Source organism: Vibrio casei, assembly GCF_002218025.2.
Classification (GTDB): domain Bacteria; phylum Pseudomonadota; class Gammaproteobacteria; order Enterobacterales; family Vibrionaceae; genus Vibrio; species Vibrio casei.
This window is the reverse complement of record NZ_AP018681.1, coordinates 455,238-475,454: the sequence shown is the minus strand read 5'-3', so window position 1 is coordinate 475,454 and position 20,217 is coordinate 455,238. Positions and strand designations below refer to the sequence as shown.

At 40.6% G+C, this 20,217-nt stretch carries 18 protein-coding genes and 1 pseudogene; 11 read left to right on the top strand and 8 right to left on the bottom strand.

The genetic code is table 11. The features are described 5' to 3' along the window. Position 1: 1 nt before the first annotated feature. From VCASEI_RS15035 to cas6f, 3 genes are read left to right on the top strand one after another with little or no spacing between them, the layout of a single operon-like run. Positions 2–844, top strand: a complete 843-nt coding sequence (locus VCASEI_RS15035) for a type I-F CRISPR-associated protein Csy2 (protein WP_162621078.1) — start codon at positions 2–4, stop codon at positions 842–844. 5 nt (positions 845–849) lie between these two features. Next, complete coding sequence (csy3, locus tag VCASEI_RS15030) at positions 850–1,905, top strand: type I-F CRISPR-associated protein Csy3 (protein WP_110957820.1); 1,056 nt, start codon at positions 850–852, stop codon at positions 1,903–1,905. A gap of 2 nt (positions 1,906–1,907) precedes the next feature. Then, positions 1,908–2,507, top strand: a complete 600-nt coding sequence (cas6f, locus tag VCASEI_RS15025) for a type I-F CRISPR-associated endoribonuclease Cas6/Csy4 (RefSeq protein WP_110957819.1) — start codon at positions 1,908–1,910, stop codon at positions 2,505–2,507. A 377-nt stretch (positions 2,508–2,884) separates the two neighbouring features. On the opposite strand, the gene VCASEI_RS15020 is transcribed toward cas6f, so the two are convergent. Beyond that, entirely contained in the window at positions 2,885–3,091 is a 207-nt protein-coding gene (locus tag VCASEI_RS15020) for a helix-turn-helix domain-containing protein (protein ID WP_110957818.1), read from the bottom strand. Positions 3,092–3,182: 91 nt separating this feature from the next. Between VCASEI_RS15020 and VCASEI_RS15015 the strand changes: the two genes are divergently transcribed. Both VCASEI_RS15015 and VCASEI_RS15010 read left to right on the top strand, forming a co-directional pair. Then, positions 3,183–3,728 carry a hypothetical protein gene (locus tag VCASEI_RS15015; RefSeq protein ID WP_110957817.1) on the top strand — a complete coding sequence of 182 codons (546 nt, stop codon included), beginning with the start codon at positions 3,183–3,185 and terminating at the stop codon, positions 3,726–3,728. Continuing rightward, on the top strand, positions 3,722–3,907 hold the full coding sequence (locus VCASEI_RS15010) for a DEAD/DEAH box helicase family protein (protein ID WP_226983413.1): 186 nt from the start codon (positions 3,722–3,724) through the stop codon (positions 3,905–3,907). The genes VCASEI_RS15015 and VCASEI_RS15010 overlap by 7 nt, the downstream gene beginning before the upstream one ends. A gap of 26 nt (positions 3,908–3,933) precedes the next feature. On the opposite strand, the gene VCASEI_RS15005 is transcribed toward VCASEI_RS15010, so the two are convergent. The 7 genes and pseudogenes from VCASEI_RS15005 to VCASEI_RS14970 all read right to left on the bottom strand — a co-directional run bounded on the left by VCASEI_RS15005 (position 3,934) and on the right by VCASEI_RS14970 (position 11,701). Beyond that, the gene (locus tag VCASEI_RS15005; protein ID WP_110957816.1) at positions 3,934–4,926 is read right to left on the bottom strand and encodes a TniB family NTP-binding protein; all 993 of its coding nucleotides are present in this window, start codon (positions 4,924–4,926) and stop codon (positions 3,934–3,936) included. 11 nt (positions 4,927–4,937) lie between these two features. After that, a complete protein-coding gene (locus VCASEI_RS15000; RefSeq protein WP_110957815.1) occupies positions 4,938–6,752 on the bottom strand; it encodes an integrase catalytic domain-containing protein in 1,815 nt (604 codons plus the stop codon). 223 nt (positions 6,753–6,975) lie between these two features. Further along, positions 6,976–8,519 (bottom strand): IS3 family transposase gene (locus tag VCASEI_RS14990; RefSeq protein WP_110957763.1). Its coding sequence is split into 2 segments (ribosomal slippage): positions 6,976–8,054 and positions 8,054–8,519, totalling 1,545 coding nucleotides; the frame shifts between segments, so codons are not numbered across the junction. A 65-nt stretch (positions 8,520–8,584) separates the two neighbouring features. Further along, positions 8,585–9,082: pseudogene (locus VCASEI_RS14985) on the bottom strand (Tn7 transposase TnsA N-terminal domain-containing protein); the annotation flags it as partial. 150 nt (positions 9,083–9,232) lie between these two features. Next, positions 9,233–10,276, bottom strand: coding sequence for a GMP reductase (locus tag VCASEI_RS14980; RefSeq protein ID WP_086961366.1), 1,044 nt, complete (start codon positions 10,274–10,276; stop codon positions 9,233–9,235). Between the two features lie 302 nt (positions 10,277–10,578). Beyond that, positions 10,579–10,815 (bottom strand): hypothetical protein, encoded by a 237-nt coding sequence (locus VCASEI_RS14975; protein ID WP_086961385.1) that lies wholly within the window; start codon positions 10,813–10,815, stop codon positions 10,579–10,581. A 349-nt stretch (positions 10,816–11,164) separates the two neighbouring features. Then, complete coding sequence (locus tag VCASEI_RS14970) at positions 11,165–11,701, bottom strand: DUF3332 domain-containing protein (protein ID WP_089110502.1); 537 nt, start codon at positions 11,699–11,701, stop codon at positions 11,165–11,167. Positions 11,702–12,093: 392 nt separating this feature from the next. On the opposite strand from VCASEI_RS14970, the gene VCASEI_RS14965 reads away from it, so the two are divergent. From VCASEI_RS14965 to yjfF, 6 genes are all read left to right on the top strand, one after another. After that, positions 12,094–14,463 carry a fatty acid cis/trans isomerase gene (locus VCASEI_RS14965; protein ID WP_089110501.1) on the top strand — a complete coding sequence of 790 codons (2,370 nt, stop codon included), beginning with the start codon at positions 12,094–12,096 and terminating at the stop codon, positions 14,461–14,463. Between the two features lie 150 nt (positions 14,464–14,613). Then, positions 14,614–15,069, top strand: coding sequence for a methylglyoxal synthase (locus VCASEI_RS14960; protein ID WP_086961361.1), 456 nt, complete (start codon positions 14,614–14,616; stop codon positions 15,067–15,069). Positions 15,070–15,373: 304 nt separating this feature from the next. Continuing rightward, positions 15,374–16,333: a galactofuranose ABC transporter, galactofuranose-binding protein YtfQ gene (ytfQ, locus tag VCASEI_RS14955; RefSeq protein ID WP_089110500.1), complete on the top strand. Its 960-nt coding sequence runs from the start codon at positions 15,374–15,376 to the stop codon at positions 16,331–16,333. A 220-nt stretch (positions 16,334–16,553) separates the two neighbouring features. Beyond that, the gene (gene ytfR / locus VCASEI_RS14950; RefSeq protein WP_089110499.1) at positions 16,554–18,086 is read left to right on the top strand and encodes a galactofuranose ABC transporter, ATP-binding protein YtfR; all 1,533 of its coding nucleotides are present in this window, start codon (positions 16,554–16,556) and stop codon (positions 18,084–18,086) included. After that, entirely contained in the window at positions 18,083–19,114 is a 1,032-nt protein-coding gene (gene ytfT, locus VCASEI_RS14945; RefSeq protein ID WP_089110498.1) for a galactofuranose ABC transporter, ATP-binding protein YtfT, read from the top strand. The genes ytfR and ytfT overlap by 4 nt, the downstream gene beginning before the upstream one ends. Then, positions 19,111–20,112: a galactofuranose ABC transporter, permease protein YjfF gene (gene yjfF, locus VCASEI_RS14940; RefSeq protein ID WP_086961355.1), complete on the top strand. Its 1,002-nt coding sequence runs from the start codon at positions 19,111–19,113 to the stop codon at positions 20,110–20,112. The genes ytfT and yjfF overlap by 4 nt, the downstream gene beginning before the upstream one ends. Positions 20,113–20,217: the final 105 nt, after the last annotated feature.

Sequence of the window (20,217 nt, the reverse complement as noted above, 5' to 3'; positions counted from 1 at the left end):
ATTGGATAAGCACTTAGTAAACCAGAGCTGGCGAGTTAAGTTGAGCTATGCTGCCGTAAGCTCACCTCTACTTGAACCAACCATTGATGAGTCTAGCTCAAAGACTGGTTCCTTTTTGCTTTTACCCAATACCAAGGTCTCTGGAGCCACTGCATTGAGCTCTTCCGTAACAATCGGTATTCCCTCACTAACAGCATTCTATGGATATGTGCATGCATTTGAACGTAAATTGAGAGAGTTACACGCAGCAACGAAAATTGAGTCGTTTGCTATCTGTATTCATCAGTTCCATTTAGATAAACGTGGTTTAACCAAAGAGTTTGTTGAAAAAACTAACGGCACTATATCTCCCCCATCAATACATGATGATTGGCAGTGTGATTTCACATTTAGTCTTATCTTGAAATTCACACATCAACCAACTATGCCCATCGACTCAATCATCAAAGCTCTGCCCAAACGTCTCGCTCGTGGGGCTGCCAAAATTTCTATTATCGACTTTCATAACATTCAGTCATTCGACAACTTAACTTCCGCCGTTAAACATGTACCGACACAAACTGGAAAATGGCTCTCGCTCTATAAGCATCCTCTCAACAACTTTGATGACATGGTAACAAACGTAAAAAACAGGCAATGGTTAACCCCTTCTTGCGTTGGATATCATCTGCTAGAGCAACCAGTAGAGAAAAAGGACACGCTACGAAACTATAGACATGCATTTGCCGAATCTATTATTGGACTCATCAATCCTATAGTTTTTGGGAACACAACTGACCCAAATAAAATTTTATGGTGTTATCAATATCATCATGACCATATCGTATTGCAAACGGAGACATAACCATCATGGAACTACCAACCAACTTAGCTTATGAGCGTTCCATCAACCCCTCTGATGTTTGCTTTTTTGTTGTTTGGCCCGACGGAGCGAAAGAGCCGCTCAGATATAGCTCTCGCACCGTACTTGGGCAGATGGAGACAGCTGCACTAGCCTATGAGTCATCGGGAAAAATTAAAGATAATGCTACAGCAGAAAAACTAGCGCATGGCAATCCACATACTGTTGATTTTTGTAGCGTCCCTTTCGGAGCTAGCTACATTGAATGTTTTTTCTCAGTATCTTTCTCTTCAGCGTTACGGAAACCATACAAGTGCAATTCAGGCAATGTCAAAAATACTCTAATTAAGTTAATCGAACTCTACGAAAAACGAATCGGTTGGCAGGAGTTAGTGTCAAGATACCTAATCAACGTTTGTAACGGCTCTTGGTTGTGGAAAAATACCAAAAAAGCATATCGCTATGACGTTGAGCTAACTCCTTGGCCGTGGACTGACCAGCCAGTTTTATTTGAAAATATACGTACCGATTACACAGAAAAATCAGCATTTGAAGCTCATCAACAATGGGGGGCTATCCGCCAGTTAGTTGTTGATGCGTTCAGCCAATCAAATGGACTGGCAATATTTGAAGTTAAAGCCACTTTGACACTCCCAACCAATAGTGAGATTTATCCAAGCCAAGCTTTCGCTGAAAAAGAAAATAAAGACTCAAAAAAGTCTGGCAACAAAGCTCGAATATTTCAGAACACTCAGATTGAAAACGCACGCTCTCCAATCATTGGTATTTACAAGGTGGGCGCTGCCATTGCAACAATTGACGATTGGTATCCGAATGCCATTGAACCATTACGAATTAGTCGATTTGGCGCACACAAAGGGGATGTAACTTGCTATCGTCACCCATCAACAGAAAAAGACCTATTTTCCATACTCCAGAACTCTGACCAATTCATCGAGCGATTATCTTCACCGGACAAATTGAGCCAAGAACTTACGAATGACTTACACTACTTAGTTGCCAACCTCATCAAAGGTGGCATGTTCCAGCATAAGGGAGATTAATTATGCGCTGGTACTATAAGACCGTGACTTTCCTCCCAGAGCGATGTGACAATGAAGTACTCGCAGCAAAGTGTTTAAGAGTTCTTCACGGGTTCAATTACAAGTATGATACCCGAAGTATTGGCATCTCTTTTCCTAAGTGGTGTGAAGAGACTGTGGGAAAGAAGCTCTCTTTTATCAGCACAAGTAGAGTTGAGCTCGATTTATTACTGAAGCACCACTACTTTACTCAAATGAAACAGCTCGGTTATTTCGATATTTCATCAACGACTCAAATTCCCGATGGTTGCGAATATGTTTCATTCGTGCGTAATCAATCAATCGACAAATCCACTACCGCCGCTCAAACAAGAAAACTAAGACGCCTTGAAAAGCGTGCAATAGCTAGAGGGGAATCGTTTAACGCCGCACTAATAAAACAAAGGGAATCAATTATTATTCCCCACTATCACTCACTTGAGGTTAACAGTCGCAGTAAAAACAGCCCTTTTCGACTGAATATACAAATAAAGCCAGAGCAAAGTTTAGAAGGTGACTCTATTTTCAGCAGCTACGGATTATCTAATGCGGTGGATTCATATCAACCAGTCCCTTTGGTTTAATCATATTTTTATCGATAATCTTAACCTATTGAGTTAATGGTTGTTTTACTCATCCCTACAAAATAGGGTTACTTGGAATTAAGTATATTAACCAATTGATAAATATGTACTATATTTAATTTTGTAACAGGTGAACTACCGAGTAGGTAGCTGATAATTTTTCATCAACGAACTGCTGAACTTTCCATTTATGAACTGCCGAGTAGGTAGAGTGCATTAACAACATCAACATTTTTATTTTCCAAACAGCTACTCGGCTGTTTGTTTTACCCCATAAAGAGGACTATAATCCTCACAACTACCGTAAAAGTAGTTGATAACAAACGAACCACTTTTATTCGAGTACAAGAACAACTTACTGCTGAATAAGCAGATAGTTACGGAAGAAGGTCTCTAACATCACACTCGAGCACTTGCGCTAGCTGGTAGGCTTTTTCGAGTGTGATGTTCACTTCTCCTCTTTCAATCCTGCCAATATAACTCCGATCGATATCAGCCAACAAAGCTAATTGGTCTTGAGAAACCTTTTTATCTCTGCGTTTTCCACGTAAATTGGCACCAAAGCGCTTTGCTAAGTCTTTCATTTAAAACGACTCTAAAAAACAAAAACTATCGCCTCTTGATGCATTTATTACCACGGACTATAATCCGCAAAAATCAATCTAAACGTTACCAATGAATACAAAGCATCGAATTAACAGTGACATCTATCAAACACTATCTGTGCCATCTTTAAATCACTTCCGTGTGATCGATGTACGAAACCGCATTCAAGCGAACTCAAACAAGTACGGAAACAATAATAATGCTCGCCAGTTTGTATCAAGACAGTTTCATCTCCTTGAGAAAGTGGGACTTATCAGTAGTAAAGGAAGTGGGCGCAACAAAGTATTCTCTAAAACAGCGCAATTTCATGAGGCAGACTTTGAACTTGTAGACAAACGATCCAAAGCCAACAAAGCGATACAACCGATGAAAAGAGATCCAAGTACTGTTGTAACACTCGAGAAAGAAAAAAATGACATTGAAGCAGAACTAACAGTTGCGCTCGCAGAGATAGATGAATACAAAGTGCTAATGAGTCGTTCAACCGAGTTATCACAACTACTTAAACCATCCTATTTACGTGCTACGCGAAGATCAGCTCTACTGCTAGCGAAGTTAAATGTCTGGAGTAACGCAATAAGTGTTGTCCAAAATGATAAGGTAGCTACATGCTAAGGTACTGGCAAAGCGAATGTATCAATCTGGCCCTCAATAAGTACTTACATGGTAAACAACTCTTTCTAACACAAGCGACACCTGGAGCCGGAAAAACGTTCATGGCTGCTAGCTTGTCAAAAAAGATGTTTGATGCATTTCGAACTAATCTTGAACTACGCAGATTTCCGGCAAGTTAATAGCCGTGAATATGGGCGTAAGTGCTCTAATCAAAGAGGCCTGCATCCCCTTTATTTTTCTTGGGCTGAGATGCACGACTACCTAAATAATTTTCCCAGCCAATGTTTTTTTGTGGCGGACGTAGCATACGTTCCGTCACCGTTACATCTTTCTCGAACGGGTTTAGCCACGTGCTAGGCTTGTCTCCTTTAGTTAGCTCTGCAGCAAAAATAAAATCTTCTTCCGTAATGGTATTGTGATTATTATCAACTGCTTCAACAGATGCTTGGTAAATAAGATTTCTCAGCGATCGCATATTACCTTGAGAAAAGGCATATAATTTTTTCTGTAAATTCTCTGTAGCTAAGCCAGCCTCATTGTCAAAGGGTAAAGCTTTGTCTAGGCGTTCCAAAAAAGTTTTGAATATACCTTTACCCCCCTGATAACTAAAGGGCCGAAGCTCAAACTGAATTGAGAATCGACTATGAAGTTGCGAGTTTGCTTGTAGTACAAGCTTTGAATATGGCATGCCAAAAAGAACAATGGGACACTTAGTTTTGTTAAGTAACATTTTTAGCCAGTTACCGACTTGTGTGAGAATCCGGCTTGATCTTTCTTCAACTAAATGCTGAAACTCATCGATAATGATTAACCTAACTCCAACTGCAGGTATTAAATCTGTTAGTTTTTTCGTCAACCTAGTTAGATCCGTCTCATAAACCGCTAATGGGTCCCCCATTTCAAGCAACAACTCCCTTGCTACATCTACTGGTTTCGCATTATCTGGCAATTCGATATGCAATACTGGAATTATATCGCCTCGCATTTCAATTTTTCGTTTGTTTTCTTTTAAATACTTTCTGATAACTGTCGTTTTACCAACTCCCGAAGCGCCAAAAACCATCATGCAGGTGGGCTCAGAGGCCAAGTCAGACAAGTCTCTACACCTATCCATATAGCACAAAATTTTTGTAACGCTAGGAGTCGACACAAATGCTTTTTTGGCTATTGAGAGACGAGCCTCACGATTGTCATTCACCGAAGAAACCCTCAAACATAATCAATATCCCAATCTCCATCATCAACAATGACGTCACTTTCTTCACATTTTTTATCAGGCATAGGCTTTGTTTCGCTAATGGTTTTTGCCCTAGATCTGTTCTCTTGATATCTTGCTCCGCGTCTCCGAGCTGTGGTTTTTTTGGTCTTAAAAATTGATTGTTCAGCAATTTTTTCAATTTTCATCTCTGCATCAATTTCTTTCTCTTCATCATAATCTGCTGAATTTAATTCTGCTTGATGCTTCATATTATACTTGTGCAGCCAGAGTGAAACTCCGCTTGCGTACTCATAATCAATAGCAGGGACGATGAAATATTCATTTTCGTCTTGATCCAATACCCAAATAACCGCCATACATTCCGGGTTATATTTGAACTGAACTTTATGATTGCCTTTTTTACCCCGATATTCAGCTAATCGAACACTGCTATATTCGAGGCCTTTATAGACCGTGATTCCAACTTTAGTAAGTTGCTTATGGTCTACAATCGCGAATTTGAAGTCCAACTCTTCTTTAGTCCCAGTAAACTCTTCAGGTTCCCATTCTTGGCACCCCCTTCTCCATGCTACATTCGGACAATTAGTACCTCTTTGGTTAGGTTTTGTATGATAAATATCGACTAACCAGATCAAGTAAATTTCCTTAATTTCATCTAGTGTAAGAGTGGCTTCTCTCAATGGATCATAACCTTCTCTTTGAAGGTACTTACTGAAAGCTTTCCCTGGAAGATCATCTAACAAGGAAGTATTGATAGTGCCGTAGTTACGTTCAATATGCGGTTTGTTGTCTGGCGTTTCGACTTTGTTTTGATGTACATTGATCAACAATGATTCACATGCTTTATCAAAGGCCTTTGACAGAAACTCTTTACCATTATCAGTGACGATTAAGTCAGGGATCCCATAACACAACCATTCATTTTCAACTGATTCGTATGAAGACAAGAAGTCATCTTTACGTTGTATTGCATTTTTGAGAGCTAGCGACACCGATACATAACTTGGAGGTTCAAAACCTAAATAAAAACCAACAACAGCTTTACTATAACAATCCACCAATTGCGTAAGCCAAGGTCGTCCGACAACAATTCGATACACTGGGTGTACCGCAAACAAATCAACCACTGTATGGTCTATTTCCACTCGTTCTAGCACCGCTGAGGTTAATATTTTCTTCCCCATCCGGCGGAATTCTCTTTTCGCAACTCGCACCCCTTTTTTTGCTGCCAATCGTTCGAATGGAGTTTTCTTATTAACTCGCTTCCGAAGGGATTCATAAGTTGGATATGTGTACTTCGTACCATTGCTCAAATTATGCTGACGTAATTTCCTTCGCACACGCTTGTAGGCGCTTCTTATTCGCACTTTTCGCCCAGAGATAACTCCTTCTACAGCTTGTTCCATTAACGCATCAACGAATGTTGGCACTTTGGCTTTACTGTTACCTTTATCTTTATTCTTGGGAGCTAAGCTAACTGGATTACAATCAGACGCTCTGAAAACTAACCACCAACGGTATATTGATATCGCACTTGGAATCTTCCTGTCATGCAAGCGCTGTAGTGCAACGCGATGCGGTTCGATAGTCTTTGGAATGATTTGTTCACACTTACTGGCTAAATAACGAAGGATACTTAGACGAAAAGTAATCTGAGTGACTATATTGTCAGGAAATGCAGATATATCTTGATATGTTGCTTCTTCTATATCAACGTTGGTATCAAAACCTCTATCATTCAGTTCAACTTTTTCTTGCTGAAGTGCTGACTTCCGATGAAAACTCGAAAATGATTTCTTAGGCATAACAACCCAATTCAAATTCAGATTCGAGTGATAGAGGCGTCTCTAAGCTTGTTTGGAGTATGTTTCGAGAGAGCAGATCACATAGAAATGGTAATATTTTTTTTTCATTTAAGCCAAGGTGGTGTCCTAAACTCTTTGCGGTTTGGGTACCATTCAATTTGAGGGTAGTAAGAAGAGTTTGATGAAAGCGGTGTTTGTCAAACTAGTTGTCGCGATCACTACGTTATGCACTCTCAGCCTTGACACTATTTTGTTCAGGGTTTAAGTACACTTCTTTTGGTAAATCCCAATTACGGATATTACCGCTCCAGCGCTCAGGGTGAGCATCTTTAGCACCTTGATAAACTTCTTTTCTATTAGCCAATATGTCACCCGCTAATCCTGAATGCCTTTGATGTGGGCTGACGTATTTGATGCCACTATGTTTGTGGTTAAAATTATACCAGTGGCTAAATTTCAACACCCAACTACGCGCCTCATCAATTGTTGAAAACCCTTTATACGGATAGTCAGGGCGATATTTACACGTTTTAAATATCGACTCAGCATAAGCATTATCATTGCTCACCCTAGGACGATTAAAAGACGACACGACACCTAAACTATAAAGTGTTTCAAGCATTGATGAGCCTTTCATTGGGCTTCCATTATCCGAATGCAGTACCAGAGGATTATCTTTAACTCCTTCTTTTAAATGAGCTTTCTTAATTAATATTGATGCATTTTCTGCTGATTCGTCATCATGAATTTCCCATCCAACAATCTTTCGACTAAATATATCGAGTATCAAATATAAATAAAAATGCAGCCCTTTAGCGGGGCCTGGTAACCAAGTAATATCCCAACACCACACTTGGTTTGGCCCTGTAGCACAGTGTGTCGTCGGTACTTTTCTCTCTTTTATCTGACTACGTCCGCGAGCGTTTTGCTGTTTTTCTTCATGAAGAACACGATAATATGTTGATTCAGAAGCAAGATAAATACCCTCATCTGCTAATGTAGGGACGATTTGGCTTGGTGGTAAGCTCTTAAAATCATCGCTATTAACGATGGCTAATATGTTATCTCTCTCTGCTTTTGATAGCTTATTTTTTGGCTCAGGGCGCTGAGATATTGGTCTACCATCTGTTTTTATGTTCCCGTCAACAGTCCAACGTTGATACGTCCGGACACTGATCCCAAGTTCACGGCAAGCTTTAAACTTTGGCGCACCAGAACTCACAGCTTCATTAACTAGTTTAACTGCTTGAATGCGAGCTGAGTCGAGGATCATTCGTCCTCGGCTTCCCCCCAGATCGCATTTGCTTTTTTTCTTAACACCAATAGTGCTGCGGTTTCAGCGAGTGCCTTATCTTTTCGACGTAGCTCCTTTTCTAATTGATTGATCTGTTTTTTATCTTTCTTTGTTTCGGTGGAGAAGGCTTTTTCTTGCTCTTTAACGTTAGCGTTTGCATCTATACACGCATTTCGCCAAGCCGATACTTGTTCCACATAAAGACCTTTGCCTCGGCAATATTCCGCTAACTCAGCTTGATTTAAAGAGGCTGTTTCCAACACGACTGAGAATTTATTTGCTGATGACCACTGCTCAGCATTCTTTCCATCACCTGGCACTAAATGCCCCTTATCAATTGCTTGTTTTCGCCAATTATACAAGGTTGATTCACCAATCCCCATCTCGATTGATAATTGGGCTATTGCTATATTATTTGGAGGCATCATCTTCTGAAGAGCCGACTCTTTGCTTTGCGCTGAATAATGTTTCATTGTTACTCCACGCCCTCTGTTTAATGGTTGAATATTAAGCGCGACAACTAGTCTGACAGAGAGGGAAAGTGATTCAAGTTATCTCTTGAAGCATATCGATGCAAAAGCTTAAGGTTGCTAAATATGACCTCATCCAGTATTTCTCCCTCTGTAACCAGCTCTAGCTCCAAACCTAACTCAAAGGCGCTTTGTACTTTTGCCTCCCATTCACATTGAAATTCGTCTTTTGAGCTTTCCATATCGGACTTTACTTCGTACAGCTTAAATTCACCGGTATCAAATTGAACTAGAAAGTCTGGAACATAGGTATGGGTCTTACCATTTAAACAGTATGAAAATCTTATCGGCTGAGAACAGAAGCGAAAGATGCTGGACTCAAAATCAAAATGATAACAGGCAGCACATTCTAAAAAAGATTCTACTGTAACTCTTTTTCCCATTTTAGCACTGACGTATCGGTGTATATTTTTCCCGCGTGACTTAGTTAAGTTTCGAGCAGGCGTAGAAAATGCATTTTCTAGTGCAACCAGGATGGCTGTAGAAGGGGAAAGTAGATCAGACATAATATTGCCTCTTCACGATTTTGTCGTAAACTTACGTAAGCTTAGACCATGAAGAGGCAATATCAAATTATGGTTGTACGAAATATCAATATATGGTTGTAAATATCAATTTATGGTTGTATCAACACATTTAAAGGTTAAACTAGCAATTTATTCACGTCCGTAAACGTTGTTTTCTTGTTCTTGCACACGGATGAACGTGGTGCGTTTGGTTAACTCTTTAAGCTTCGCCGCGCCAACGTACGTACAGGTTGAGCGCACGCCACCAAGAATATCGTTAATGGTTTCATGCACGGTTCCACGAAATGGAATCAGCACTGTTTTCCCTTCCGCCGCACGATACTTCGCCACACCACCTGAATGCTTCTTCATCGCAGACTGGCTACTCATGCCGTAGAATTTCATGAATGATTTACCATCTTGTTCAATGCGCTCGCCACCTGATTCTTCGTGACCAGCTAGCATACCACCAAGCATCACGAAATCGGCACCGCCACCAAAGGCTTTCGATACGTCACCCGCACAAGTACAGCCACCGTCACCGATGATCATGCCACCTAGACCGTGAGCGGCATCCGCACATTCAATAATGGCAGAAAGTTGAGGATAACCGACACCAGTTTTAACACGAGTTGTACACACTGAACCTGGACCAATACCGACTTTAACGATATCGGCACCCGCTAGGATAAGTTCTTCAACCATATCGCCCGTAACCACGTTACCAGCACTGATCACTTTGTCCGGGAATTCTGCACGCACTTTAGTCACATAATCCACTAAATGCTCAGAATAGCCATTAGCTATATCGATACAGATAAAGATCAAATCATCGCTCATTGCCATAATATCTTTGGTCTTTTGGAAATCAGCTTCTGAAGTACCAGTCGATACCATTGCATTGTTTAGAACATTTGCTTCATTTGATTCAATAAAACCTTTCCAATCTTCAACGGTGTAGTGTTTATGAATCGCCGTCATTACACCATGTTCTGCTAACGCTTTTGCCATATTGAAACTACCAACAGAATCCATATTAGCGGCAATAACAGGTACACCAGACCATTGACGTCCGCTATGCTTAAACGTAAAATCGCGGGTTAAATTTACTTGAGAACGACTTTTTAATGTAGAACGCTTCGGGCGGAATAATACATCTTTAAAGCCTAACTTAAGTTCTTGTTCGATACGCATAGTGCAAATTTCCTTTATTACATAAAATGTATGCGTCCTTGACGCTGCAAACATGTATCTGCTGCATGCGAGATGAATACTTTGGCAGAAGTGTTCATCTATATTTCGGACACAAAAAACCGGAGCGTTGGCAGACGCTCCGGTTTTCAGCATTATAGGTTGTGATTTTTTTCTTACTAGTCTGATATTTTAATTTTTTTTATGGTACTTTATGTCAGCTTCCATTTAAAAACTGACTATAAAGTCAATAGAATTCAATCTTAAGATTCTGATAATTAAAGAGTTTATGTTAATGCGACTTTTTATGGCCAGAATATTAAAATTACAATTCTTAATATCACTGCAAATATCACCAAACTGACACCTAATTTATAAAACTTAAACTCCTGTACAGTCATTTCAACTCTCTTGTAAAATACGGTTACGACACCTTTCCAATCTTGGCTACGCTTACCATATTGATACAAACTCATCAAAATCAAGGCAATGCCTATCACTAAGATACTTTTTTCAACAACCATAACCATTGTTTCAAACATATTTTCCCCAATCACACGAAGCAAAACCATCCCACATGCTTAATATGCAGTCTTTAGATGTGAATAACTGTAGAACTTAAGTCGTAAACCTCAAAAGATGTGACGGGGTTAACCGTAATTCAGATTGATTTTAGTGAATGAAATAAAGCGAATATAAAGAAGAGGATGCCTATATCAAATGACTTTAAGGTTCAAAACTCTCATCTTGGCGTTGCTTATGTACATTAATTTGACACTTAAAAATCTAACATAAAAAACAGAGTAAACTTTTCAGTTCACTCTGTTTCAATACCAACATTACCTACATTAATTTACTTATACTTTACTTAGTAAATTAAGTGCAAATACATTAAAGCTGGGCAGCAGTAACGTAGTTTTCTAATTCTTGGATTTTCACAGTCGTAACCAGTTGGTTATCAGAATAGAACTCAACAGCATCGCCTGTTTTAACACCACGAAGTGTCTTTTGTGTACCATTGACGTAAGAAATGTTCATTTCAAGAGTGTTATCGTCAATTTGTTGAATAGTCGTATTTTCAACTTGAGCATTGTTCGCCTGAACAGGTGCTGTTGTTAAAGAACCGTCGACTTTATCATTTACTTTTAATAAAGCATCAATTTTTGTATCAACAACTGCTGGCGATTTACCCGTAATGATGTTTTTGCCAGTCCAAAACTCGATTGAGTTAAAGATAAATAAATCAGCAATAGAAGCAATACCGTAAATTGGGCTCATTAAAATAAATAGACCTTCACGCGCATAGCGGTTATCGACAGCCATTAAGTTACCTTTTGTGACTAGGCCCGTTACGCCCATTTGTCCCATGCAACCACTCAATGTTGTCACACCTAATGCTGCTACAATCGCTATTTTCAACTTTTTCATAATTTATGTTCTCTCAGTTTGGTTTATTATCTTTATGATGTACTGATCTATCTATTGTTATTTGATTTAGTATAACGTAAAGAAAATACAGAAGAGTACTCCGTAAAAATTCTGACGTAAATTTATCATAGCGCTCAGTTTACTAAAAACCATTTTGGCGTTTAATGCTTTAAATCAATCAAATACTTATAAATAATCATCGAACATATTCATGGGTATAATGACTCCAACAAATCAATAGGTATGGCTAATATTGTATTTAAAAAAAACCACATTCATTGCTATTTTGTGTAAATACTCCAGTGTTTGGTATCCTTATTGATATCTATATTTTTATACCACTTGTGTATACACCCAAGTAACTGATTACAAATAATATAAATGGATTTAGGATGAAATTAAAACATCTTGTCGCTCTGATCTTTATCTCAGTCATCTCTGGTTGTGCCGTTTACACCGGTATAAATTACGATCAACTTTTTGGAAAACAGCAAGTTCAACCAAGAACGCCAGAGTACAATAGTAAGGCAGCGCAACGCTTCGTGCGTGAAATAAAACCCATTTTAGATAACCGCTGCGTGGTTTGTCACGCCTGTTATGATGCACCCTGCCAGCTCAAACTCTCATCGGTTGAAGGTATCGATAGAGGCGCAAATAAAAGCTTAGTCTACGAAGGCACACGATTAACAGCGTCAAATCCGACCCGTTTATTTGAAGATGCGCAAACCACACAAGAATGGCGAGAGATTGGATTTCACCCAATTCTCAATGAACGCTCACAAATTCCTGAAGCCAATCTAGAAGCTGGTTTAGTGGCACGTTTACTCACTCAAAAGAAAGCTCATCCCCTTCCTGAACAAACACAACTCGAAGGGTTTGATTTTAAAATCAATCGTCAACAAAAATGCCCAACGATTGAAAATATAGACCAGTATCAAACCAATTACCCAACTTGGGGAATGCCTTACGGTATGCCCGCTTTAAGTAATAAAGAACATAATACTCTGATGACTTGGTTGTCTGATGGCGCAGTAATGACAGCCCATCAACCACTTTCTAAGCAACAAACCAAGCAAGTCGACATCTGGGAAGCATTCTTAAATGATGATTCATTAAAACAACAGCTCACCAGTCGATATATTTATGAGCATTTGTTTTTATCCCATATTTATTTTTCAGATTTTCAAAAAGCAACACCTAACAGCCCAATCCAATTTTTTGCTTTAGTACGCTCTGCGACGCCACCGGGGCTGCCAGTGAAGCGAATTGCCACCCGTCGCCCATATGATGATCCAAAAGTTGAACGCGTCTATTATCGGTTAGTCGCTTATCCAGCAACCATTGTGGATAAAACACACCAACCCTATGCCTTTAATGGCAAAAAGTTGAAACGTATTCGAGATCTTTTCATCCAGCCGACTTACCAAGTGGATGCTTTACCCAGCTATAAACCAAAAGTATCGGCTAATCCTATGACAGCATTTGTTTCCTTACCGGTAGAAGCTCGTTATCAATTCATGTTGGATAATGCTCAGAATACCATCATGAGTTTTATCAAAGGTCCGGTATGCCGTGGTCAACTTGCTTTAAATGTTATCAACGACCGTTTTTGGGTCTTTTTTGTTGATCCTAAATCATCCAGTTCGCCTCAAGTTAAGACATTCTATGACAGCCAAATGGAGAACCTACACTTGCCTTCTGAAAAAGAAAGTAACTTGATTCCGACGTATCAATGGCTGTCTTATTCCAAGCAACAAGCCCAATATCTTGAAGCCAAGACTCGGGCAATGAACGAATGGTTTAAGGACGGCGAACACTTAACCACCGATTTAGTTTGGGATGGCGATGGAAAAAATCCAAATGCGGCTTTAACCGTTTTTCGCCACTTTGACAGTGCTTCTGTCGTACAAGGTTTAGTCGGTACCCCACCTAAAACCGCATGGATAATGGACTATGCTTTACTCGAACGTATTCAATACTTATTAGTGGATGGCTTTGATGTATATGGCAACTTTGGTCACCAACTGATTACTCGTATGTTTATGGATTTTCTACGAATGGAAGGGGAAGAAAACTTCTTATCTTTACTACCGATCGAGGATCGCCACCACTTAATGGAAAGCTGGTACCAAAACTCTCCACCTCAATTAAGTGCTTTTATCCAGCGTGATGTCAAACCATTTGAACAACCGACCAACGTCAAATATCAAACGAGTCATCCACAAACCGAGCTTTATCAAATGCTCAAAAAACGTTTAGCGCCAGTGCTCACGCATCGCTATGAAATAAAAAATACGGGATTAACCGCACAGCACGAAGCTACCCTTCAAAAGATTAACACCATTAAAGGAAGTGGGCTGCGCTGGGTTCCTCAGCTACTAACAGTAATGATCACGACTCATTCAGGTAAAGAACAAGTCTTCACCATTATTCATAACAATTCTCATCGTAATATTTCAAGCTTGTTTGATGAAGAAAGTAATCGAGATCCTGAAAACGATGACCTTACGTTTGTGAAAGGCGTCGTCGGCAGCTACCCTTCTGCCTTCCTATACCTTAATGAAAATGACATCAGCGATTTTTATCAACGGTTATCGACCATAAAAGAAGACAATGATTATGTTGCTATCCTAAATAAATATGGTGTTCGTCGTAGTGATAAAAATTTCTGGCAATTTAGTGACAAGTTACACAAATGGTATGAAAAAGATCAGCCAATAGAAGCAGGTCTTCTCGATTACAACCGATTTGAGAACCGATAATTCTTCGGTTCAAAAAGATCTCAATAAATAGGTTTGAAGTGAATTTCAAGCCTATTTATTTTCCAATAATTCCCTTATGCTGTGTGTAACTTAAGCGCCGTATACCGTCGCTACAAATAAAATATTTATCGAACATTCAGGGTAATAATAATGAAAAAAACCATTCGAACTATGCCTGCACATAAAAATATTGCGCTCGTCGCACATGATCACTACAAGCCAGAATTATTGCGTTGGGTAGTTGAAAATAAAGAGAAACTTCAAAAACACTTTTTATATGCCACAGGCACAACCGGCAATATGCTGAGTAAAGAAACTGGCCTTGCCATTAAAAGTTTAATTAGCGGCCCTATGGGTGGCGATCAACAACTTGGCGCGCTGATCTCTGAAGGTAAAATTGATATGATGATTTTCTTTTGGGATCCTCTTAACGCCGTCCCTCATGACCCCGATGTAAAAGCTTTACTTCGTATCGCATCAGTATGGAATATTCCTGTTGCTACGAACCGTGCCACTGCTAAATTTTTGTTTAACTCTGAACTATTAGAGCAAGAAGTAGATATAGAAATTCCAGATTATCAAGCTTATTTGAACGACCGTTTGTAAGCCTAGCGCATTATTGATAAACCTATTTAAATCAGCCTATAAAGAATTTTTCTTTTTAGGCTTTTTCAACATCTCCTGCCAGTAAAATTAAGACTTTAGTCTAACCTATCATATTGTTTTTAATACTAAATCAGTCAAGTGATCATTATGGACAGCTCCGCTATCTTTATGGATATAATAGCTACTTAAAGCCTAATGTGACCATTTACATGCTTCTTTTAATTTTCTTTAGCTATCTTCATCATGCATAGAGATGAAAGGACGTTTATCCATCTCGCGTATCAATAATAAAAAGGACAATATTATGCTAAAAAAATTAACCTTAACTGCCATGGTCAGCGCCGCCCTAGTATCTCCTTCCATTTTTGCTCAAGACCTCACGGTAGGCTTTTCTCAAATAGGATCAGAGTCTGGTTGGCGAGCAGCGGAAACCAGCGTAGCTAAAACAGAAGCTGAAAAGCGCGGCATCACATTAAAAATTTCCGATGCGCAGCAAAAACAAGAAAACCAAATTAAAGCGGTTCGCTCTTTCATTGCCCAAGGGGTTGATGCCATCTTTATCGCGCCAGTGGTACAAACTGGCTGGGGCCCTGTGCTAGAAGAAGCCAAGGATTACGATATTCCGGTCTTCCTACTCGACCGTGGCATCGATGTGCAAGATGATTCACTTTATATGACCGCAGTAATGGCGGACAACGTGCTGGAAGGTGAATTAGCTGGTAAGTGGCTGATCGACACAGTCGGCGATAAGTCATGTAACGTAGTTGAGCTGCAAGGTACGGTAGGCGCTAGTGTGGCTATCGACCGTAAAAAAGGCTTCCAAGACGCCATCGCTTCTGCCGACAATCTAAAAATTATCCGTACTCAATCTGGCGAATTTACCCGTAGTAAAGGTAAAGAAGTCATGGAGAGCTTCATTAAAGCCGAAGATAACGGTAAGAATATTTGTGCGGTATTTGCTCACAACGATGATATGGCGATCGGCGCTATTCAATCGATTAAAGAAGCCGGGCTAAAACCGGGTAGCGATATTTACATCGTCTCTATTGATGGTGTGCCAGATATCTTTAAAGCCATGATGGCTGGTGATGCGAATGCAACAGTAGAGCTTACGCCAAATATGGCTGGCCCTGCTTATGATGCGCTAATCAAATACAAAGAAGACGGCACTGTGCCGCCAAAACACATCAAAACCGAAACGACGCTATTTGAACCAGGTAGCGCTAAAGAGCAACTCGCTCTGAAAAAAGACATGGGATATTAATCGATAATCAATGCGTGTAATTCACGCCACTTGAAATCTGTGAGCATGTAAGGCGATGGTAAGCCGCTAATAAAAACAGCGATCGATAATCACTGCCTTTTCATGCTCACCTATATCTAGAGCTAGCCCGTTGAAGGAAAAGTCATGCTCGCGTTTTTAGCAAGCTAAGCGATCAGTTACTTGTTGAAATTGGTATTACAAGAGCATTAACGGAGTCACTATGTCACAAATTAAATCTGAGCAAGGACGCTCAGCCACACCTCTACTGCAAACCAAAGGAATATCTAAATCTTTCCCTGGGGTTCGCGCGCTCGATAATGTCGATTTTGAGCTACAACATGGCGAAATCATGGCCTTATTAGGTGAAAATGGTGCGGGAAAATCCACCTTAATTAAAGTGCTCACTGGTGTATATCAAAAAGACAGCGGTGAAGTATTATTAGAAAACCAAGCAATTAATCCAACCGATACTTCACATGCCCAACAACTCGGCATAGGTACGGTTTATCAAGAAGTCAACTTACTGCCTAACATGTCAGTGGTGGATAATTTATTTATCGGCCATGAGCCTAAGAAATGGGGATTTGTTGATCGTAAGGCCATGACTGAAAAATCCAAAGAATTGGTAAAACACTATGGTCTGAATATTGATGTCACCCAGCCTCTTAACCATTTTTCGGTTGCGATTCAACAAGTCATCGCGATTGCGCGGGCGGTCTCTTTATCCGCCAAAATATTAATATTAGATGAGCCCACCGCTAGCCTAGATAACAATGAAGTAAAGATGCTATTTCGCATCATGAATGACTTAAAGCAACAAGGGATTAGCTTAATTTTCATTACTCACTTTCTTGAGCAAGTCTATGACATTTCTGACCGCATTACCGTTTTGCGTAATGGGCAGTTTATAGGGACACGAGTCACCAAAGATCTACCACGTATTGAATTAATCAAAATGATGCTAGGTAAAGATCTTGCTGATAACGCGCTGAAACGTGCTGGTAAAACCCGCTTAAGTGATACGCCTACTATCCAGCTTAAAAATTACGGCAAGAAAGGCACCATTCATCCTTTTGATCTTGATGTGTATCCCGGAGAAATCGTTGGGCTGGCAGGTTTACTCGGCTCGGGCCGAACCGAAACCGCGGAAGTCATTTTTGGTATTCAACCCAATGACAGTGGCCAATGTACTTTCAAAGGCGAAAAACTCACCATTCATTCTGCCAGAAAAGCTTCTCGCTCAGGTTTAGGCTTTTGTCCTGAAGATAGAAAAACCGATGGCATTATTGGCGCAGCATCCGTGAGAGAAAATATTATCCTCGCGCTGCAAGCACAACGTGGTTGGTTCAAACCTATTTCGCAGAAAGAACAAGAAACCATCGCCACTCGCTTTATTGAGCAGCTAGGTATTAAAACCCCAAATATGGAACAACCGATAGAATTTCTGTCTGGCGGTAATCAACAAAAAGTTCTACTTGCTCGTTGGTTATTAACCAAACCGAAATTCTTGATTTTAGATGAGCCGACCCGCGGGATTGATGTTGGTGCACATGCTGAAATCATTCGTTTAATTGAGTCATTGTGCGCAGATGGGCTCGCCTTGTTAGTTATCTCTTCCGAGCTTGAAGAACTGGTCGGTTATGCAGACCGAGTGATTGTGCTGAGAGATAAAAAACAAGTATCAGAAATTCCAACCGAAACATTAACGGTTCCTGCAATCATGCAAGCTATTGCCCAAGGAGGTGCAGCATGAGGTCCCAAACGGTTCAAGATTCTCTAAAACCAAAACCAGAACAACCTTCAAAGTTCAAATTCAAGGTGCCTAAAGGCGCACCACAAATTGCAGCCTTAATTTTAGTTTTGCTGATCAACAGCCTTGTCTCGGATGGTTTCTTCTCAATTCATATCCAAGATGGACGCTTATTTGGCAGTGTGATTGATATTTTAAATCGCTGTGCTCCAGTTGCCCTACTTACCCTAGGTATGACACTCGTGATCGCCACTGGCGGGATCGATTTATCGGTTGGCGCGGTCATGGCGATCAGCGGTGCGACTATGGCCAGCTTAGCCGCTCAAGAATATTCCATCCCGGTGGTAATTTTAGCGTCGCTGGCAGCAGGTCTTGCCTGTGATTTATGGAATGGCTTCTTAGTCGCTGTATTTAAAATTCAGCCGATTGTTGCCACCTTAATATTGATGGTGGCAGGACGAGGTATCGCTCAGCTGATTACTGAAGGGCAAATCATCACCTTCAATAACGACGCTTTAGCATGGTTAGGCAGTGGTTCTTTCCTCTACTTCCCAACCCCAGTCGTTATCACACTACTGTGTACTTTGTTTATCTGGATGCTTACCAAAAAAACTGCGCTCGGCTTATTTATTGAATCGGTCGGGATTAATATCCGTGCCGCCAAAAATGCTGGCGTAAACACCCCGGTTATCGTGATTTCCACTTACATGTTGAGCGGATTAATGGCAGCCATTGCCGGCATTATTGTCGCCGCCGATATTCGAGGAGCCGATGCCAATAATGCGGGTTTATGGTTGGAAATGGACGCGATATTAGCGGTAGTGATTGGTGGTACCGCGTTAATGGGCGGCCGCTTTCATTTATTCCTCGCTTTAGTTGGTGCGCTGATTATCCAAGGCGTAAATACCGGAATATTACTCTCTGGCTACCAGCCGCAATGGAACTTAATCGTGAAGGCTTTAGTGGTTCTCGTCGTTCTCGTATTGCAATCTTCTACGGTTTTAAATTCATTAAAGAGAGGTAAATTATGATTAAGCGCCACTTACCTTTAATGATCACTATTGGGGTGTTTTTCCTAGGCTATATCATTTGCCTAGTCGAATACCCTGCCTTTTTAACCACTCGAGTAATTTGCAATATCTTAACCGATAATGCATTTCTCGGAATTATCGCGGTCGGCATGACCTTCGTGATCCTCTCTGGGGGAATCGACCTTTCGGTTGGTGCCGTGGTTGCCTTTACTGGAGTACTGCTCGCTAAAATGGTCGGTGACTGGGGAGTCAATCCAGTGGTCGCGATACCGATTGTGCTTGCGATGGGTGCCATGTTTGGCGCAATGATGGGCTGGTTTATTGATACCTTAAAAATCCCACCTTTCATCATTACATTGGCGGGTATGTTCTTTTTACGTGGCGCCAGTTTTATTATTTCAGAGCAGTCGATTCCCATCGTACACCCAATGTTTAGAGAACTGTCCCGAGCATCATGGAAGATTTGGGGAGGCGGTCGATTAAGCTTAATTGCCATTATCATGCTTGCGGTTGTCGCTTTTGGGATCTATCTCGCTCACCGAACTCGATTTGGTAATAACGTCTATGCGATTGGCGGTAATGCTCAGTCTGCCGCCTTGATGGGCGTGCCGGTTCGTCAAACCAACATCCGTATTTATATGCTGTCGAGCCTACTAGCCACTTTAGCCGGTATTGTATTTGCCATTTACACGTCGGCAGGCTACCCGCTTGCAGCAGTCGGTGTTGAACTTGATGGTATTGCGGCGGTTGTCATCGGAGGCACCCTATTATCGGGTGGCGTCGGTACGGTTTTAGGTTCATTATTTGGCGTATTAATTCAAGGATTGATCCAAACATACATCACCTTTGATGGTACCTTAAGCTCTTGGTGGACAAAAATCATCATCGGTATTTTATTATTTTGTTTTATTGGCTTGCAGCGTTTACTCGTCGTGTTATCCGAAAGACGAAGAAATGTTAAACCTGCCGATCAAGCAAAAATTGAGGCAGTAAGCTAACCCTTAAATAACTTAAATACCCTAAATAATCTAATCCCTAAACAAGCTCCTCCCTAAAAGGAGCACTTCCTCCTCTTTCGCGGGTCTCATAGGCCCGCTTTTTTT

What these genes read in the sequence shown, in the direction of transcription:
- VCASEI_RS14965 (WP_089110501.1), top strand. Translation starts at nt 12,094, where the DNA reads ATGAAATTAAAACATCTTGTCGCTCTGATCTTTATCTCAGTCATCTCT.
- VCASEI_RS14980 (WP_086961366.1), bottom strand. Translation starts at nt 10,276, where the DNA reads ATGCGTATCGAACAAGAACTTAAGTTAGGCTTTAAAGATGTATTATTC.
- ytfR (WP_089110499.1), top strand. Translation starts at nt 16,554, where the DNA reads ATGTCACAAATTAAATCTGAGCAAGGACGCTCAGCCACACCTCTACTG.
- yjfF (WP_086961355.1), top strand. Translation starts at nt 19,111, where the DNA reads ATGATTAAGCGCCACTTACCTTTAATGATCACTATTGGGGTGTTTTTC.
- VCASEI_RS14970 (WP_089110502.1), bottom strand. Translation starts at nt 11,701, where the DNA reads ATGAAAAAGTTGAAAATAGCGATTGTAGCAGCATTAGGTGTGACAACA.
- VCASEI_RS15000 (WP_110957815.1), bottom strand. Translation starts at nt 6,752, where the DNA reads ATGCCTAAGAAATCATTTTCGAGTTTTCATCGGAAGTCAGCACTTCAG.
- VCASEI_RS15010 (WP_226983413.1), top strand. Translation starts at nt 3,722, where the DNA reads ATGCTAAGGTACTGGCAAAGCGAATGTATCAATCTGGCCCTCAATAAG.
- ytfQ (WP_089110500.1), top strand. Translation starts at nt 15,374, where the DNA reads ATGCTAAAAAAATTAACCTTAACTGCCATGGTCAGCGCCGCCCTAGTA.
- VCASEI_RS14960 (WP_086961361.1), top strand. Translation starts at nt 14,614, where the DNA reads ATGAAAAAAACCATTCGAACTATGCCTGCACATAAAAATATTGCGCTC.
- ytfT (WP_089110498.1), top strand. Translation starts at nt 18,083, where the DNA reads ATGAGGTCCCAAACGGTTCAAGATTCTCTAAAACCAAAACCAGAACAA.
- VCASEI_RS15015 (WP_110957817.1), top strand. Translation starts at nt 3,183, where the DNA reads ATGAATACAAAGCATCGAATTAACAGTGACATCTATCAAACACTATCT.
- cas6f (WP_110957819.1), top strand. Translation starts at nt 1,908, where the DNA reads ATGCGCTGGTACTATAAGACCGTGACTTTCCTCCCAGAGCGATGTGAC.
- VCASEI_RS14975 (WP_086961385.1), bottom strand. Translation starts at nt 10,815, where the DNA reads ATGTTTGAAACAATGGTTATGGTTGTTGAAAAAAGTATCTTAGTGATA.
- csy3 (WP_110957820.1), top strand. Translation starts at nt 850, where the DNA reads ATGGAACTACCAACCAACTTAGCTTATGAGCGTTCCATCAACCCCTCT.
- VCASEI_RS15020 (WP_110957818.1), bottom strand. Translation starts at nt 3,091, where the DNA reads ATGAAAGACTTAGCAAAGCGCTTTGGTGCCAATTTACGTGGAAAACGC.